Origin of the sequence: Sphingobium sp. YR768 (assembly GCF_900111125.1) — a bacterium.
Lineage (GTDB): Bacteria > Pseudomonadota > Alphaproteobacteria > Sphingomonadales > Sphingomonadaceae > Sphingobium.
Genome location: NZ_FOGE01000017.1, coordinates 75,864 through 87,979 on the forward strand (window position 1 = coordinate 75,864; position 12,116 = coordinate 87,979).

General features: G+C 65.9%; 15 protein-coding genes. 3 read left to right on the plus strand and 12 right to left on the minus strand.

The window, feature by feature from the left end; translation table 11 throughout:
* Positions 1 to 17 precede the first annotated feature (17 nt).
* The 8 genes from BMX92_RS17935 to htpX form a co-directional block, all read right to left on the minus strand.
* Positions 18 to 296, minus strand: coding sequence for a type II toxin-antitoxin system RelE/ParE family toxin (locus BMX92_RS17935; RefSeq protein ID WP_093019009.1), 279 nt, complete (start codon positions 294 to 296; stop codon positions 18 to 20).
* On the minus strand, positions 293 to 571 hold the full coding sequence (locus BMX92_RS17940) for a CopG family ribbon-helix-helix protein (protein WP_093019011.1): 279 nt from the start codon (positions 569 to 571) through the stop codon (positions 293 to 295). Before BMX92_RS17940 ends, BMX92_RS17935 begins: the two co-directional genes overlap by 4 nt.
* Positions 572 to 635: 64 nt before the next feature.
* Complete coding sequence (locus BMX92_RS17945; protein ID WP_093019013.1) at positions 636 to 2,384, minus strand: heparinase II/III family protein; 1,749 nt, start codon at positions 2,382 to 2,384, stop codon at positions 636 to 638.
* 14 nt (positions 2,385 to 2,398) lie between these two features.
* Positions 2,399 to 3,061, minus strand: coding sequence for a ribulose-phosphate 3-epimerase (gene rpe, locus BMX92_RS17950; protein WP_093019015.1), 663 nt, complete (start codon positions 3,059 to 3,061; stop codon positions 2,399 to 2,401).
* 227 nt (positions 3,062 to 3,288) lie between these two features.
* Positions 3,289 to 3,780, minus strand: a complete 492-nt coding sequence (locus BMX92_RS17955; RefSeq protein WP_093019017.1) for a diguanylate cyclase — start codon at positions 3,778 to 3,780, stop codon at positions 3,289 to 3,291.
* 9 nt (positions 3,781 to 3,789) lie between these two features.
* Positions 3,790 to 5,166, minus strand: coding sequence for an RsmB/NOP family class I SAM-dependent RNA methyltransferase (locus BMX92_RS17960; protein ID WP_093019019.1), 1,377 nt, complete (start codon positions 5,164 to 5,166; stop codon positions 3,790 to 3,792).
* A gap of 25 nt (positions 5,167 to 5,191) precedes the next feature.
* Positions 5,192 to 5,506: a hypothetical protein gene (locus BMX92_RS17965; RefSeq protein WP_093019021.1), complete on the minus strand. Its 315-nt coding sequence runs from the start codon at positions 5,504 to 5,506 to the stop codon at positions 5,192 to 5,194.
* Complete coding sequence (gene htpX, locus BMX92_RS17970; protein WP_177185126.1) at positions 5,506 to 6,438, minus strand: zinc metalloprotease HtpX; 933 nt, start codon at positions 6,436 to 6,438, stop codon at positions 5,506 to 5,508. Before htpX ends, BMX92_RS17965 begins: the two co-directional genes overlap by 1 nt.
* Positions 6,439 to 6,527: 89 nt before the next feature.
* Between htpX and BMX92_RS17975 the strand changes: the two genes are divergently transcribed.
* From BMX92_RS17975 to BMX92_RS17985, 3 genes are all read left to right on the plus strand, one after another.
* Complete coding sequence (locus BMX92_RS17975) at positions 6,528 to 6,701, plus strand: DUF1674 domain-containing protein (RefSeq protein ID WP_093019023.1); 174 nt, start codon at positions 6,528 to 6,530, stop codon at positions 6,699 to 6,701.
* A gap of 180 nt (positions 6,702 to 6,881) precedes the next feature.
* The gene (locus tag BMX92_RS17980; protein ID WP_093019093.1) at positions 6,882 to 7,319 is read left to right on the plus strand and encodes a hypothetical protein; all 438 of its coding nucleotides are present in this window, start codon (positions 6,882 to 6,884) and stop codon (positions 7,317 to 7,319) included.
* A 78-nt stretch (positions 7,320 to 7,397) separates the two neighbouring features.
* Positions 7,398 to 8,273 carry a UTP--glucose-1-phosphate uridylyltransferase gene (locus tag BMX92_RS17985; protein ID WP_093019095.1) on the plus strand — a complete coding sequence of 292 codons (876 nt, stop codon included), beginning with the start codon at positions 7,398 to 7,400 and terminating at the stop codon, positions 8,271 to 8,273.
* 239 nt (positions 8,274 to 8,512) lie between these two features.
* Here BMX92_RS17985 and ssb read toward each other — a convergent pair whose 3' ends face one another.
* The 4 genes from ssb to BMX92_RS18005 form a co-directional block, all read right to left on the minus strand.
* Positions 8,513 to 9,139: a single-stranded DNA-binding protein gene (gene ssb, locus BMX92_RS17990; RefSeq protein WP_093019096.1), complete on the minus strand. Its 627-nt coding sequence runs from the start codon at positions 9,137 to 9,139 to the stop codon at positions 8,513 to 8,515.
* Between the two features lie 96 nt (positions 9,140 to 9,235).
* The gene (locus BMX92_RS17995) at positions 9,236 to 11,089 is read right to left on the minus strand and encodes a ferrous iron transporter B (RefSeq protein ID WP_093019025.1); all 1,854 of its coding nucleotides are present in this window, start codon (positions 11,087 to 11,089) and stop codon (positions 9,236 to 9,238) included.
* Positions 11,086 to 11,355 carry a FeoA family protein gene (locus BMX92_RS18000; protein WP_093019027.1) on the minus strand — a complete coding sequence of 90 codons (270 nt, stop codon included), beginning with the start codon at positions 11,353 to 11,355 and terminating at the stop codon, positions 11,086 to 11,088. Before BMX92_RS18000 ends, BMX92_RS17995 begins: the two co-directional genes overlap by 4 nt.
* 94 nt (positions 11,356 to 11,449) lie before the next feature.
* Positions 11,450 to 12,112, minus strand: coding sequence for a COQ9 family protein (locus BMX92_RS18005; protein ID WP_093019029.1), 663 nt, complete (start codon positions 12,110 to 12,112; stop codon positions 11,450 to 11,452).
* Positions 12,113 to 12,116: the final 4 nt, after the last annotated feature.

Here is a 12,116-nt window from a genome sequence, read left to right on the forward strand (position 1 = left end):
GACTTTGGGGCGATCCTTCACTCCGGCGGCCATTGCCGGGCGGCTTGGACGATGGCCAATATCCACACGCAACCATCCCGCACTTCATAGACCAGGCGATAGTTGCGATGTGGGTGGAGTTCCCGCGTGCCGGGGACCAGTCCGGCATGGCCCAGCATGGGGAAATCGGTCAACCTTCGCGCGGCGTCGCCAAAGACCTCATCCAGCCGACTTGCCGCATCCGGGTCGTCGGCGGCGATATAATCCCAGATGGTCAGGCGGTCGCTGCGGGCTTGCGGCGACCAGCGGACTTTCATGCGGGCCGTGCAGCGGCGGCACGGCGGGCAGCGAAGTCGGCTTCCACCTCTTCATCGGAAAATCCTTCGCCCGCCTCGATAGAGGCGCGGGCGATGGCGACCTTGCGCGACAGGAAGGCCTGATAGTCGCGCTTCTCGCGTTGTTCGCGAATGAAGTTGCGCATCAGGTCGCGCAGCACCTGCGACGCCGGGCGATGCAGCGCACTGGCCTCCGCCATGAAATCGTCGCGCAGATCGGTTTCAAGCTTCATCGTGAACAGGGCGTCTTTCGACATGGCAATTCCCTTCGTACAGACGAGGTATATACCATGTCCGTACCCGCTTGCCAAAGGCGCGCCCTCAGCCGACCCGCTTGAAGATCCAGCCGATGCTCGATCCGCCGGGCAGGGCTTCGCCCGTCACCACCAGCTGGCGGGTGGGGTGGGGGCGGCCATCGGCGTCGACCCACAGGCTGTCCTCGATCGTCAGCGCGCCCGCGCCCGCGCGGAACTGCCATAAAGGCCCCAGGTCGATCCGCAGCAGCGCGCCCATATTGTCAGCGGTCGGCGTCGGCTCGACGCCGGGGGCCAGATGGAAGCGCAGCTGCACCGGCTGCTTGGCCGGCCTGCGCCGCCGCTCGGCCGGGGTCAGCATATCTTCGCCGCGGATTTCCTTGCCGTCGCCGCTGACCAGCAGCAGGCGGCGGTGGACATAGCCCATGCGGCGGACATAGCCGTCATGGCTCAGTTCCAGCCGGCTGCCATTATCCGTTTCCTGCCGGTTCAGCTCTACCTCGGTCACGCCCTTGCCCAGCGTGCCATCGGGCAGCAGGGCAGTGCTATTGCTGTCGTTCAGGATCAGCGTGCTGTGCGCGGCGGTGGTGCGCAGCCCCTGCGCCAGATCCCAGGGAATCCATGCCCCCTCCAGCGCGGCGCCGCCGCAATTGACGATCAGGCGCAGCGGCCCGTCGCTGATCTCGATCGCCCCTGTGGAGGCGCAGCCCGCTTCGGCAAGACGCGCCACCGGCGGCGGCGCGGCATCGATCTGGAGGACCGTGTTGCCGACTGCGATCCGCTGATAGCCCCAGTCGCGCGCCTGCCGCAGCGGCCGGGTGCGCACGCGGCTGGCGGCGATTACCGCCTGCACGCTCTGCGGCGCGATCGCCCCCGCGCCCTGCCAGCTGCCCAGCCCGCCATCGCCATGGGTCAGCCCCAGCAAAGCGGGCACCGCACGGGCCAGCGCATCGGTCAGGCAGACGGGCGGCGGCGCGCGGCGCACATCATAGACGGCGCGCAGCATCGACAGCAGCATGACCGCTTCCAGTTGCGCCAGCGGCGATCGCGATACGATGCCGCCATCGGCATGGAAGCTGCTGTCGATCGCCCGCTTCAGGCCCGCTTCGCCGAACAGGCGGCGCGCCTCGCCTCCGGGGATCAGCAGCGCGGCGGCCAATATGCCGCACCAGCCGGTCAGGCGGGGCAGGCCCATCGGCGCCTTGTCGGCGATGCGGTCGAGATGGCGGGCGGTCCGCGCGATGCAGTTCAGCACCAGCGAGCGATAGACCAGATCGCTGGACGACAGGATCAGCGGCGCATGCGCGGTCCAGAACAGCAGCCGCCAGCCGGCATTGTCCGCGCGCCAGGCGGGCTCGCTGGGCGTTTCATGATGCGCGGCCAGCCATTTGCGCATGACCGCCTCGGCGATCGGCGCGCCCTGTTCGCGCGTGGCGCTGCTGGACAGATCCCGCAGCCAGCGGAAACTGTGCAGATAGTCCCTGAACGCAGGGCTGGTCGGCAGCCGGGCGAAATCCAGCGTGTCGATCGGCAGCTTCTGTCCGCGAAACAGGAAATAGCCCGCGCGGATCGCCGCCCCGGCGCGGCTGTCGCCCGGCACATCGTCATCCGGCACGGCCAGCAGCTTCAGCGGATATTTGCCCTTCAGCCGGCGGCCATGGATCGGCGTCTTCCAGCTGAGCAGATAGAAATGATTGGCGATCTTCTGCGCCAGCGACAGGCCCTTGTCATCCGCGACGCGGATGAGTCGCTTGCCCTGCTCGATGCCATCGTCGCCCGGTTCGGGCGGCAGGTCCTGGCCTTTGCGGACGGACATGCGCCGGGGCTCGCTCACCCGCCCCGCAGCTTGCGGATATTATCGGCATAGGCATCCGGCCCGCCGCGGAAGGTGGCGGTGCCGGCGACCAGTACGTCGGCGCCGGCCGCGATCGCCTTGGGCGCGGTAGTGAAATCGATGCCGCCATCGACCTGCAAATGAATGTCGCGACCGGTCTTGTCGATCATCTTGCGGATCGCCTCGATCTTGCGGAGCTGGTTCTCGATGAAGCTCTGGCCGCCGAAACCGGGGTTGACGCTCATCACCAGGATCAGGTCGACATCATCCATCAGATAATCGAGCATCTTGGCCGGGGTGCCGGGGTTCAGCACCACGCCCGCCTTCACGCCCAGCGACTTGATATGCTGGACGGTGCGGTGGATGTGCGGTCCGGCTTCGGGATGGACGGTGATGATGTCCGCACCCGCCGAAGCAAAGGCGTCCAGATACAGGTCCACCGGCGAAATCATCAGATGGACGTCGAACGTCTTTTGCGTGTGCGGGCGCAGCGCCTTCACCACATTCGGCCCGATCGTGATGTTGGGCACGAAATGTCCGTCCATGACGTCGATATGCACCCAGTCGCAACCGGCGGCGTCGATAGCGCGGACCTCCTCACCCAGGCGGGCGAAGTCGGCGGAGAGGATGGAGGGCGAGATGAGGATCGGACGTGTCATTAACCGTTCGCCTTAATCGCCACCGGGGGCAAGGGCAACGGGCATTTAGCAGCGATTCGCGATTGATCCGGACGGAGCCGGATTTGCCGCACCAGCCTTCGGCCGAGGCGCGTGACTCGACCGAACCCCCACCGGCCACCCAATGGCAGTATCATATGGGTGGCCGGGTGGGGGAGAGGGCTGGTGCGGGCTCAAAAATGCGCTCTTCCGCGCATTTTTCAAACAGTTCAAAGCATGACGAAAATCGTCGGGTCCAGCCGCCGGGAAGAGGGCGTACCATGGGGCAGCAACTGCTTGACGCCATGCAGCGCGACGGCTTCCCCGTCCGCGCCCAGGATCGGCGCGGCGATCAGCCGCATCGTGCATCGCCCGCCGCCGTCCGCCTGATCGATGTCGACGTCCAGGGTAAAGCCGCGCTTATGTTTGACGGCATAGGCGCGCAGCCGCTCCATCGGTTCGCGTGATTCCGGGGCGTAGAGCGACACGGTCAGCGGCCGACCCACGTCCTGATCGCGCTCCAGCCCGAATATGTCATAGACGCCTGCGGTCCAGCTCAGCTGGTTGTCCTTGAGGTCGCAATGCCACAGGCCCAGGCCCCGTTCGGCCAGTGCAGCATCATTGCGGGCGATATCCGGGTCCAGCAGCACGGGGGACAGATGCGTGCGCAGAGCATAGAGCGGCCAGCTATGGTTCAGGGGCAATGGCTCGATCGGTCGCATGGCGCACCTTTAAGACGGAGGATTTCCATCTAAGCCCTTCATGGTTAAGGCTTGGTTTGTCGCCTTTGCAAGTCTTGCAATGAAAAATCCATCCGCGCCGCCCTGATCGGCCAGCATGTCGGGCAGCGACCGCAGCCAGCCCTGCGCCGTGGGGGCCATGGCGTCGGGCAATTCACCGGCTTGCGCGGGCAGCAGCGTGAAATCGCGATGCGCCGCCAGGAAGCGGACGACCTGATCCTCGCCTTCCGCCTGCTCCAGCGAGCAGGTGGCATAGACGATCCGCCCACCCGGCTTCAGCCAGCCGGCAGCGCGCGCCAGAAGTTCCTCCTGCAATTCGGCCAGTTCGGCAATCTGGCGCGGGCCGATGCGGTGCAGCACGTCGGGATGGCGGCGATAGATGCCGGTCGCGGTGCAGGGCGCGTCCAGCAGGATCGCGTCGACTTGAGCGTCGGGTTCCCATTGGCGCAGGTCGGCGGTCACGACATCGGCGGGGAGGCCGGTGCGCGCCAGATTCTCGCTCAGCTTCTCCAGCCGCTTCTTCGACTGGTCGACCGACAGCACGCGCCAGCCCGCTGCCGCCAACTGCATCGTCTTGCCACCCGGCGCGGCGCACAGGTCCAGCACGGTGCGTCCCTCGCCCGGCCCCAGCAGCCGCGCCGCGCAGGAGGCCGCGATATCCTGCACCCACCATGCCCCCTCGGCAAAGCCGGGCAGGTCGGGAATAGCGGCGCCACCTTGATCGGGATTGGCCGGCAAACGCACATGGCCGGGCGCGAAGGACGTGCCGTTCAAGGCTTCTGTCCACTTGGCCGTCTCGCTCGCGTCACGCAGGCTGATGTCGACCGGCGGGCGCACGGCATAGGCATGGGCGGCGGCCAGCGGCATCGCTTCGCCCCACTGGCCGGCCCAGCGTTCGACAACCTCGGCGGGCAAGGTCGGCGGATCGGGCAACACCGGCTCCCCGCGCGTCACCGTGCCGAACACGCCATGGACCAGCTTGCGCGGGCCGCCATCGACCAGCGGCAGCGCGGTGGCGATCGCCGCATGGGCGGGCGTGCCCAGCACCAGCGTCTGGGCCAGGGCGATGCGCAGCACCGTGCGGGCCTTGGCATCGTCGGGCAATATCTGCTTCGTGGCCCCGTCGATCAGCGCGTCTAGATCGGGCAGATGGCGCAACACTTCCGCCGCGATGGCATGGACCAGCGCCCGGTCGGCCTGCGGCAATCCCTGCGCCGCGCCATGCAGCGCCAGTTCCAGCGGATCGCCCCGGCGCAGCACCGCATCCAGCAGGCGCAGCGCGGCGCGGCGCGCGGGAAAACCGGGAACATCATCGGCACGGGGGGTGGATGAGCGAGCGTTGGGGCGGCGATTTTGGGGGCGGGACATCAGCGGCCCCTACGCGCTTTCGCCCCTAAAGAAAATGGGCGACGCCAAAGCCGATGCCCAGGAACAGGGCGATCCAGCCGATAATGCCCACCCATAGCGCCAGCCAGTCGGACCGGCGCGGTCGGGCGCGGGCGCCCTTGGGCACGGCCCGCAGGGAGGAGGGGATGCGCTTGCGTCCCAGCGTCGCGACCGCGATCAGGCGGCGACCCACGCCATGGAAGAAGCGGGCGGTATGGCGAGAAAAGACATGGTCGACGGTCAGGTCCACGACCAGCCCGCCGGCATGGCGCAGCACCACGCCCGCCACATCGACCACGACCTCGCCGATGTCGTCGACCATCAACGTCCGTTCGGGTCCAGCGCGCTGCGGCGACGCGGGGGCTGGGGCGGGAGCGGCGCTACCGGCGACAAGGCGGAAGCGCGCGGCGCGGCAGCGATCGCGCCCATATCCGCCGCAATATCCTGCAAGGCGGCGATGCGCTTCTCCGTCGCGGGGTGGGTGGAGAAAAGTTCGCTCACATGGGTCGGCACGATATAGAGCTGCGCCGCCGCCGGATTGCGCTCCGCCACCGGATTGGGGATCATTTCCGCCCGGCCGGAAATCTTGGCGAGGGCGGAAGCCAGCGCATGGGGATTGCCGCTGATTTCCGCCCCGGCGCGGTCGGCGCCATATTCGCGGGTGCGGCTGATCGCCATCTGCACGATCATCGCGGCAAAGGGCGCGACGATCACCGCCATCAGGCTGGCGATCATATTGCCATGGCCTTCCCGGTCGCCACCGCGAAAGAAGAGGCCGAAATTGGCCAGCATCGAAATCGCGCCCGCAATGGTCGCGACCATCGTCATGATCAGCGTGTCGCGATTCTTCACATGGCCCAGTTCATGCGCCATCACGCCGGCCACTTCGTCACGACTCAGCATCGACAGCAACCCGGTGGTGGCGGCGACGGCGGCATTATCCGGGTTGCGGCCGGTGGCAAAGGCATTGGGCGCCTGCTGCTCGATAATATAGACGCGCGGCATCGGCAGCCCGGCGCGCTGCGCCAGTTCCCGCACCAGCCCGTAAAATTCCGGCGCGCTTTGGGCGTCCACTTCGCGCGCGTCATGCATGCGCAGCACGATCTTGTCGGCATTCCAGAAGGTGAACAGGTTCATGCCTGCCGCCGCCAGCAGCGCAATGATCGCTCCGCCGCTGCCGCCCAGCGTATAGCCCAGCGCCATGAACAGCGCCGTCAGCGCCGCCAGCAACAGGGTCGTCTTGAAACCGCTCACTTGCAATGCTCTCCTTTGCCGCCCAGATAGCGGACAGGACATGAATATGGGGTTGATCCAGCCCTTCCGCAAATGAAAGGCCATCCGCCATGGGAAGTTTCAACGGCAAGCGCCCGGCGCATGTGAAGCCGCCCGCCCATCTTTCCAAAAGCCCGCCCGTGCCGCAGCCCGATCCGATCGATGCGCCCTCGCGGCATCAGGAGGATCTCAGCCCGGTCCGCTATGGCGACTGGGAGCGCAAGGGCATCGCCATCGATTTTTGAATGAAGGCACGTCTATCCCGCCACGACTCGCCGCCGATTTTGCACGGCTGCCGTCGGCCCGTGCTGCGCCTGCGAGGAGACACGCCGCGCCGCTCTGGCCAACCACGCCGTTAACTGTGCAGGCTTGGCGCATAAGGGAGATTATGGGTCGTGGGTGTGCAACTGGTTTCTGATATGAATATGAAGGCGGTTTCGGATTATACGCCGGAAGATGCGGCGCTGCTCTGTTCTGTAGGGCGGCTGGTCTGTGCCTGGACCATGCTGGAACAAAGCCTGGAGGCGAAGATCGGGATGCTGCGGGATGCAATGGGCGATGTCCGCACCGTGGGCGCGCGCACCCGGCCCAGCATGACCAAGCTGATGACCGAATTGCGCACGATGGTCTCCATGCGCGATCGCCGCAACGCCAGCGCCCTGACCGAGATATCGGGGATCGAGCGCGACATGCAGCGGATCGACCGCTTCCGTGGGCTCATCATCCAGGGTTTCCACCAGCCCGAACCGGGCGGCTTCACCTGTCGCGACGGGCGCAACAATATCCAGCATATCGGTCTGGAGCAGCTCGAAGGCGAAATTGAGGCGCTGGAAACGGTAGCCAGCCGTCTTCTTGCGGTATAAGCCGCTCGCGGCGCTTGACCTTTCTCGCATGTGCGGCAATCCAAAGCCCGGTCGCGTCAGTGTGAAGGGGACCCCAACTTGACCAAACCGATTCGTAAAGCCGTCTTTCCTGTTGCGGGGCTCGGTACGCGCTTCCTGCCCGCCACGAAGGCGGTGCCCAAGGAATTGTTGCCCGTCGTGGACCGCCCGCTGATCCAATATGCCGTGGATGAAGCGCGCGAGGCGGGGATCGAACAATTCATCTTCGTCACCGGTCGCGGCAAGGGCGCGATCGAGGATTATTTCGACATCGCCTTCGAATGCGAAACGTTGCAGCGCGAACGCGGCAAGGATCTGTCGGCGCTGGAGGGCACCCGGCTCGATCCGGGCAATGCGGTGTTCCTGCGTCAGCAGGAATCGCTGGGCCTGGGCCACGCCATCTGGTGCGCGCGCGACATCGTGGGCGACGAACCCTTCGCCATCCTGCTGCCCGACGAGTTCATGAAGGGCGAGCCGGGCAATGGCTGCATGAAGCAGATGGTCGACGCCTATGAAAAGGTCGGCGGCAATCTGGTCTGCGCGCTGGAAATCCCGATGGAACAGACGCCCAGCTATGGCGTGATCGATCCGGGCGCGCGCGATGGCGTGCTGACCGAAGTGAAGGGCCTTGTTGAGAAGCCCAAGCTCGGCACCGCGCCCAGCAACCTCATCCTGCCGGGCCGTTACATCCTCCAGCCCGAAGTGATGAAGATCCTGGAAACGCAGGAAAAGGGCGCGGGCGGCGAGATTCAGCTCACCGACGCGATGGCCGCGATGATTGGCAAGCAGGCGTTCCACGGCGTGACCTTTGACGGTCGCCGTTTCGATTGCGGGTCCAAGGCCGGCTATATCGAGGCGAATCTGGCGTTGTCGCTGGAGCGCGACGACCTGAAAGACCATATCCGCGCCTTCGCAACGGAAGAACTGGCCCGCTGATCGCTGGGCCAGCCGACTCTAGAGCATTGAGCCTTAAATAAGACCCGTTCGGCCCTTCGACTTCGCTCAGGAGAGCCTGTCGAAGCCCTGTCCTGTTCTTCAAAGAAGTACGGCCCTTCGACAGGCTCAGGGCGAACGGATACAGAAGTGATCTTGATTTTGGGCACGATGCCCTAACGAAAAAGGGCGGCTTCCCATCGGAAGCCGCCCTTTTTCGTTAGCCGAAGCGTGGAGTGCCGTCAGAACGGCACTTCATCGTCCAGATCATTGTCGAAATTGGGGCTGCCTGCGCGGCTGCCCGCATTGCCGCCGCCCGACGAGCGACCACCACCAAAGCCACCGCCCTGATTGCCGCCGCCATAGCCGCCGCCGCTGGAACCGCCGCCTTGGCCACCGCCAAAGTCGTCATAGTCGCCGCCGCCAAAGCCGCTCGAACCGCCCTGCCAGTCGCTCACGCCCTGCGAACGGCCACCGCCGCCACCGCCAAAGCCGCCGCCCTGGCCACCGCCGCCGGGCGCGCCGTCCAGCATGGTCAGCACGCTGCCCAGGCCCTGCAACACGACTTCGGTCGTGTAGCGGTCATTGCCCTGCTGGTCCTGCCATTTGCGGGTGCGAAGCTGGCCTTCGATATAGACCTTGCTGCCCTTGCGCAGGAAGCGTTCCGCAACGCCGACCAGACCTTCGGAAAAGATCGCGACGCTATGCCATTCGGTGCGCTCTTTGCGCTCACCGGTGTTGCGGTCCTTCCAGCTTTCGGACGTGGCGATACGCAAATTGCATACCTTGCCGCCATTCTGGAAGCTCTTGACCTCCGGGTCGGCGCCCAGATTGCCGACCAGAATGACCTTGTTGACCGAGCCTGCCATGATTCCTCCGAAATAATAGCCGGTCTTTATAGCGACGCGCGCCCGCAAATCCAGCCGCGACATGGGGCCTGTCGCAGGCTTTCGTCGCGTCTGCCGCTATCCCAGCCCCATCGCCACCGCCGCCCAATAGGTCACGCCGGCCGCGACATAGGCCAGCACGAACAGATAGCCGATCATGAAGCCGGTCCATTTCCACCCGGCGGTTTCACGCCGCGTCACCGCGATCGTGGAGATGCACTGCGGCGCGAACACGAACCAGGCGAGGAAGGCAAGGGCAGTCGCCAGCGACCAGCGCCCCTGCAACCGTTCGCCCAGTCCCTTGTCCAACGCTTCCACATCATCCTCGGCATCGATCGCATAGACGGTGGCGATGGCGGACACGGCCACTTCGCGCGCGGCCATGGACGGCAGCAAGGCAAGGGAGATGTCGCGGTTGAAGCCGATTGGCTCGACCAGCAGATGGATGCCGCCAGCGATCCGCCCGGCGATCGAATATTCGCTCTGCCGCACGCCATCGGGCGCCTTGGGGAAGCTCATCAGCACCCACAGGACGATATTGGTGAACAGGATGATCGTGCCTGCGCGCTTCAGGAAGATCACCGCGCGCTGCCACAGGCCGATCAGCAGGTCCTGCGGCCGGGGCCACTGATATTTGGGCATTTCCATCAGGAAACCGCTGCTCTGCCCCTTGGTCACGGTCAGTCGCAGCACCCAGGCGGCGATCAGCGCACCGACGACGCCGAAGACATAGAGCAGGAACATCACCAGCCCTTGCAGGCCGATGCCCGGCCCCACGTCACGGGCCGGGATGAAGGCGCTGATGATCAGGCCATAGACCGGCAGCCGCGCCGAACAGGTCATCAGCGGCGCGATCAGGATCGTCGTCAGCCGGTCCTTGGGATCGGAAATGGTGCGCGTCGCCATGATGCCGGGCACCGCGCAGGCGAAGGAGGACAGCAGCGGGATGAAGGCCCGGCCCGACAGGCCGACCCGCGCCATCAGCGCATCCATGATGAAGGCTGCGCGCGCCATATAGCCGGTCGCTTCCAGCATCAGGATGAAGAAGAAGAGGATCAGGATCTGGGGCAGGAAGACGATTACCGCACCCACGCCGCCGACCACGCCCTGCAACAGGAAATCGTGGACGATGCCCGGCGGCAGCGTGTTCGTCACCGCTTCGCCCAGCGCCGTCACCCAGCCTTCCAGCATGTCGGCGGGCGCGCTGGCCCAGCTGAACACCGCCTGGAACATGACGAACAGCAAGGCGAGCAGGATGATGAAGCCGATGACAGGGTGCAGCAAGACCCGGTCCACCGCCGCCGTCAGCCGCCGCGACGGCGTTTCCCGCACGATCGCTGCGCGGGCGATCCGCCGTGCTTCGCTGCGCACGGTATCGAAATCGGCTGCCGGCCCTTTGGTATAGGGCGCGGGTGCCCCGTTCATCAGGCCGTCCAGTTCCTGGCGCAGATGATCGAGGCCGCGCTTGCGCACCGCTACGGTGGAAATCACCGGCACGCCCAATTCGCGCGACAATATATTGGCGTCCAGTTCCAGCCCGTCGCGGGTTGCGAGGTCGACCATGTTGAGCGCCACCACCGTCGGCAGGCCCAGCGCGATCAGCTCCAGCGCAAAGCGCAGATGATTGTCGAGGTTCGACGCATCGACTACCACGACCAGCGCGTCAGGGCGCTTTTCGCCATCCTGCTTGCCCAAAATCACGTCGCGCGTGACCTGTTCGTCGGGGCTGGTGGGGTCGAGGCTATAGGTGCCGGGCAGATCGACCAGTTCGACCGGGCGGCCATCGCTCAGCGACAGTCGGCCCGCCTTGCGCTCCACCGTGACGCCGGGATAATTGCCCAGCTTCTGCCGGGCACCGGTCAACGCATTGAACAGAGCGCTCTTGCCGGCATTGGGATTGCCGACCAGCGCGACCAGCGGCAGGCCGCTCATGCCCCCAACTCCGACCCAGGCGTCTCCGGACCCGTGCGCACGGTGATGGCGGCGGCATGGGCGCGGCGCATGGCGATGGTCATCCGGCCGACCTTGCAGGCGATCGGTCCCTTGCCCAGAAAGCCGCCATGGTGCAGCGCCTCGACGCTGGCGCCTTCGCACAGCCCAAATTCCCGCAGGCGCTGGCCTTCGGAAGGCGTGAGGGCGGCCCAGTCGATCAGGTCGACATAGGCGGGTTGCCGAAGCGGCAGGTCGGTCAGGCGCAAGGGAAGGACACTCACAGGCTATTTCCTGCGAGTGACTATCAATACAAGCTGGTTAACGCCAGAAAAAATGCGCGGCCAGCCCAATGGCACAGGCTTAGACCGCCGGGTAGCGCAGGCGGCCGATGAAGCGGGACAGGCTCAGATGCTCGCCGCCGCCTACGCCCTTCAGCTTGGCCTTGGCCTTTTCGAAGCGCATCACCCCCTCGATCCGGCGGGCCAGGAAGGCGCGGCTGTCGGCATGGCCCTCACTCTCGTCATTGACGAAGGCCAGCAGGGTGGAGGCATAGACGGCGGTCAGTGTGGTCCGCTTGCTATAATGGGCGAAGTCGGTGGCGGTATCGCCCGCCGCGCGCCACATCATATCGGCCGCACGCCAGCCCAGCTTCGTCGCACGGGCCGCATTGGTCGGCAGCGCCAGAATCGCGATCGCGCGGCGCAGCGCCTCCCGGTCCGGGGCCAGCAGCGTCAGCCGCGCTTCGATCAGCGCAATGATCCGCTTGCGAATCGACAGGGCACCCAGCGTTTCGGGCGGCAGCATGGCCAGCATCTGCGCGTCGATGCTGGCGAACCAGGCGTCGATCATGTCGACCGGCCCGTCGGCGAAGGCGAGGGCGGCGATATCGGGATCGACGCCCTTTTCCTGCGCCGCCATCGCCACCGCCGGGCTGCGCCAGCCGTCAAAGGCGGCATGGCGCGCGAGCACAGGCGCCAGCAGCGCGCGAATTTCGTCGAGGGTCATGTCGTGAATGTCGCTCATACCC

What these genes read in the sequence shown, in the direction of transcription:
- BMX92_RS17975 (WP_093019023.1), top strand. Translation starts at nt 6,528, where the DNA reads ATGGGAAGTTTCAACGGCAAGCGCCCGGCGCATGTGAAGCCGCCCGCC.
- BMX92_RS17980 (WP_093019093.1), top strand. Translation starts at nt 6,882, where the DNA reads ATGAAGGCGGTTTCGGATTATACGCCGGAAGATGCGGCGCTGCTCTGT.
- BMX92_RS18005 (WP_093019029.1), bottom strand. Translation starts at nt 12,112, where the DNA reads ATGAGCGACATTCACGACATGACCCTCGACGAAATTCGCGCGCTGCTG.
- BMX92_RS17995 (WP_093019025.1), bottom strand. Translation starts at nt 11,089, where the DNA reads ATGAGCGGCCTGCCGCTGGTCGCGCTGGTCGGCAATCCCAATGCCGGC.
- BMX92_RS17940 (WP_093019011.1), bottom strand. Translation starts at nt 571, where the DNA reads ATGTCGAAAGACGCCCTGTTCACGATGAAGCTTGAAACCGATCTGCGC.
- BMX92_RS17955 (WP_093019017.1), bottom strand. Translation starts at nt 3,780, where the DNA reads ATGCGACCGATCGAGCCATTGCCCCTGAACCATAGCTGGCCGCTCTAT.
- BMX92_RS17960 (WP_093019019.1), bottom strand. Translation starts at nt 5,166, where the DNA reads ATGTCCCGCCCCCAAAATCGCCGCCCCAACGCTCGCTCATCCACCCCC.
- BMX92_RS17965 (WP_093019021.1), bottom strand. Translation starts at nt 5,506, where the DNA reads ATGGTCGACGACATCGGCGAGGTCGTGGTCGATGTGGCGGGCGTGGTG.
- BMX92_RS17935 (WP_093019009.1), bottom strand. Translation starts at nt 296, where the DNA reads ATGAAAGTCCGCTGGTCGCCGCAAGCCCGCAGCGACCGCCTGACCATC.
- ssb (WP_093019096.1), bottom strand. Translation starts at nt 9,139, where the DNA reads ATGGCAGGCTCGGTCAACAAGGTCATTCTGGTCGGCAATCTGGGCGCC.
- BMX92_RS17945 (WP_093019013.1), bottom strand. Translation starts at nt 2,384, where the DNA reads ATGTCCGTCCGCAAAGGCCAGGACCTGCCGCCCGAACCGGGCGACGAT.
- rpe (WP_093019015.1), bottom strand. Translation starts at nt 3,061, where the DNA reads ATGACACGTCCGATCCTCATCTCGCCCTCCATCCTCTCCGCCGACTTC.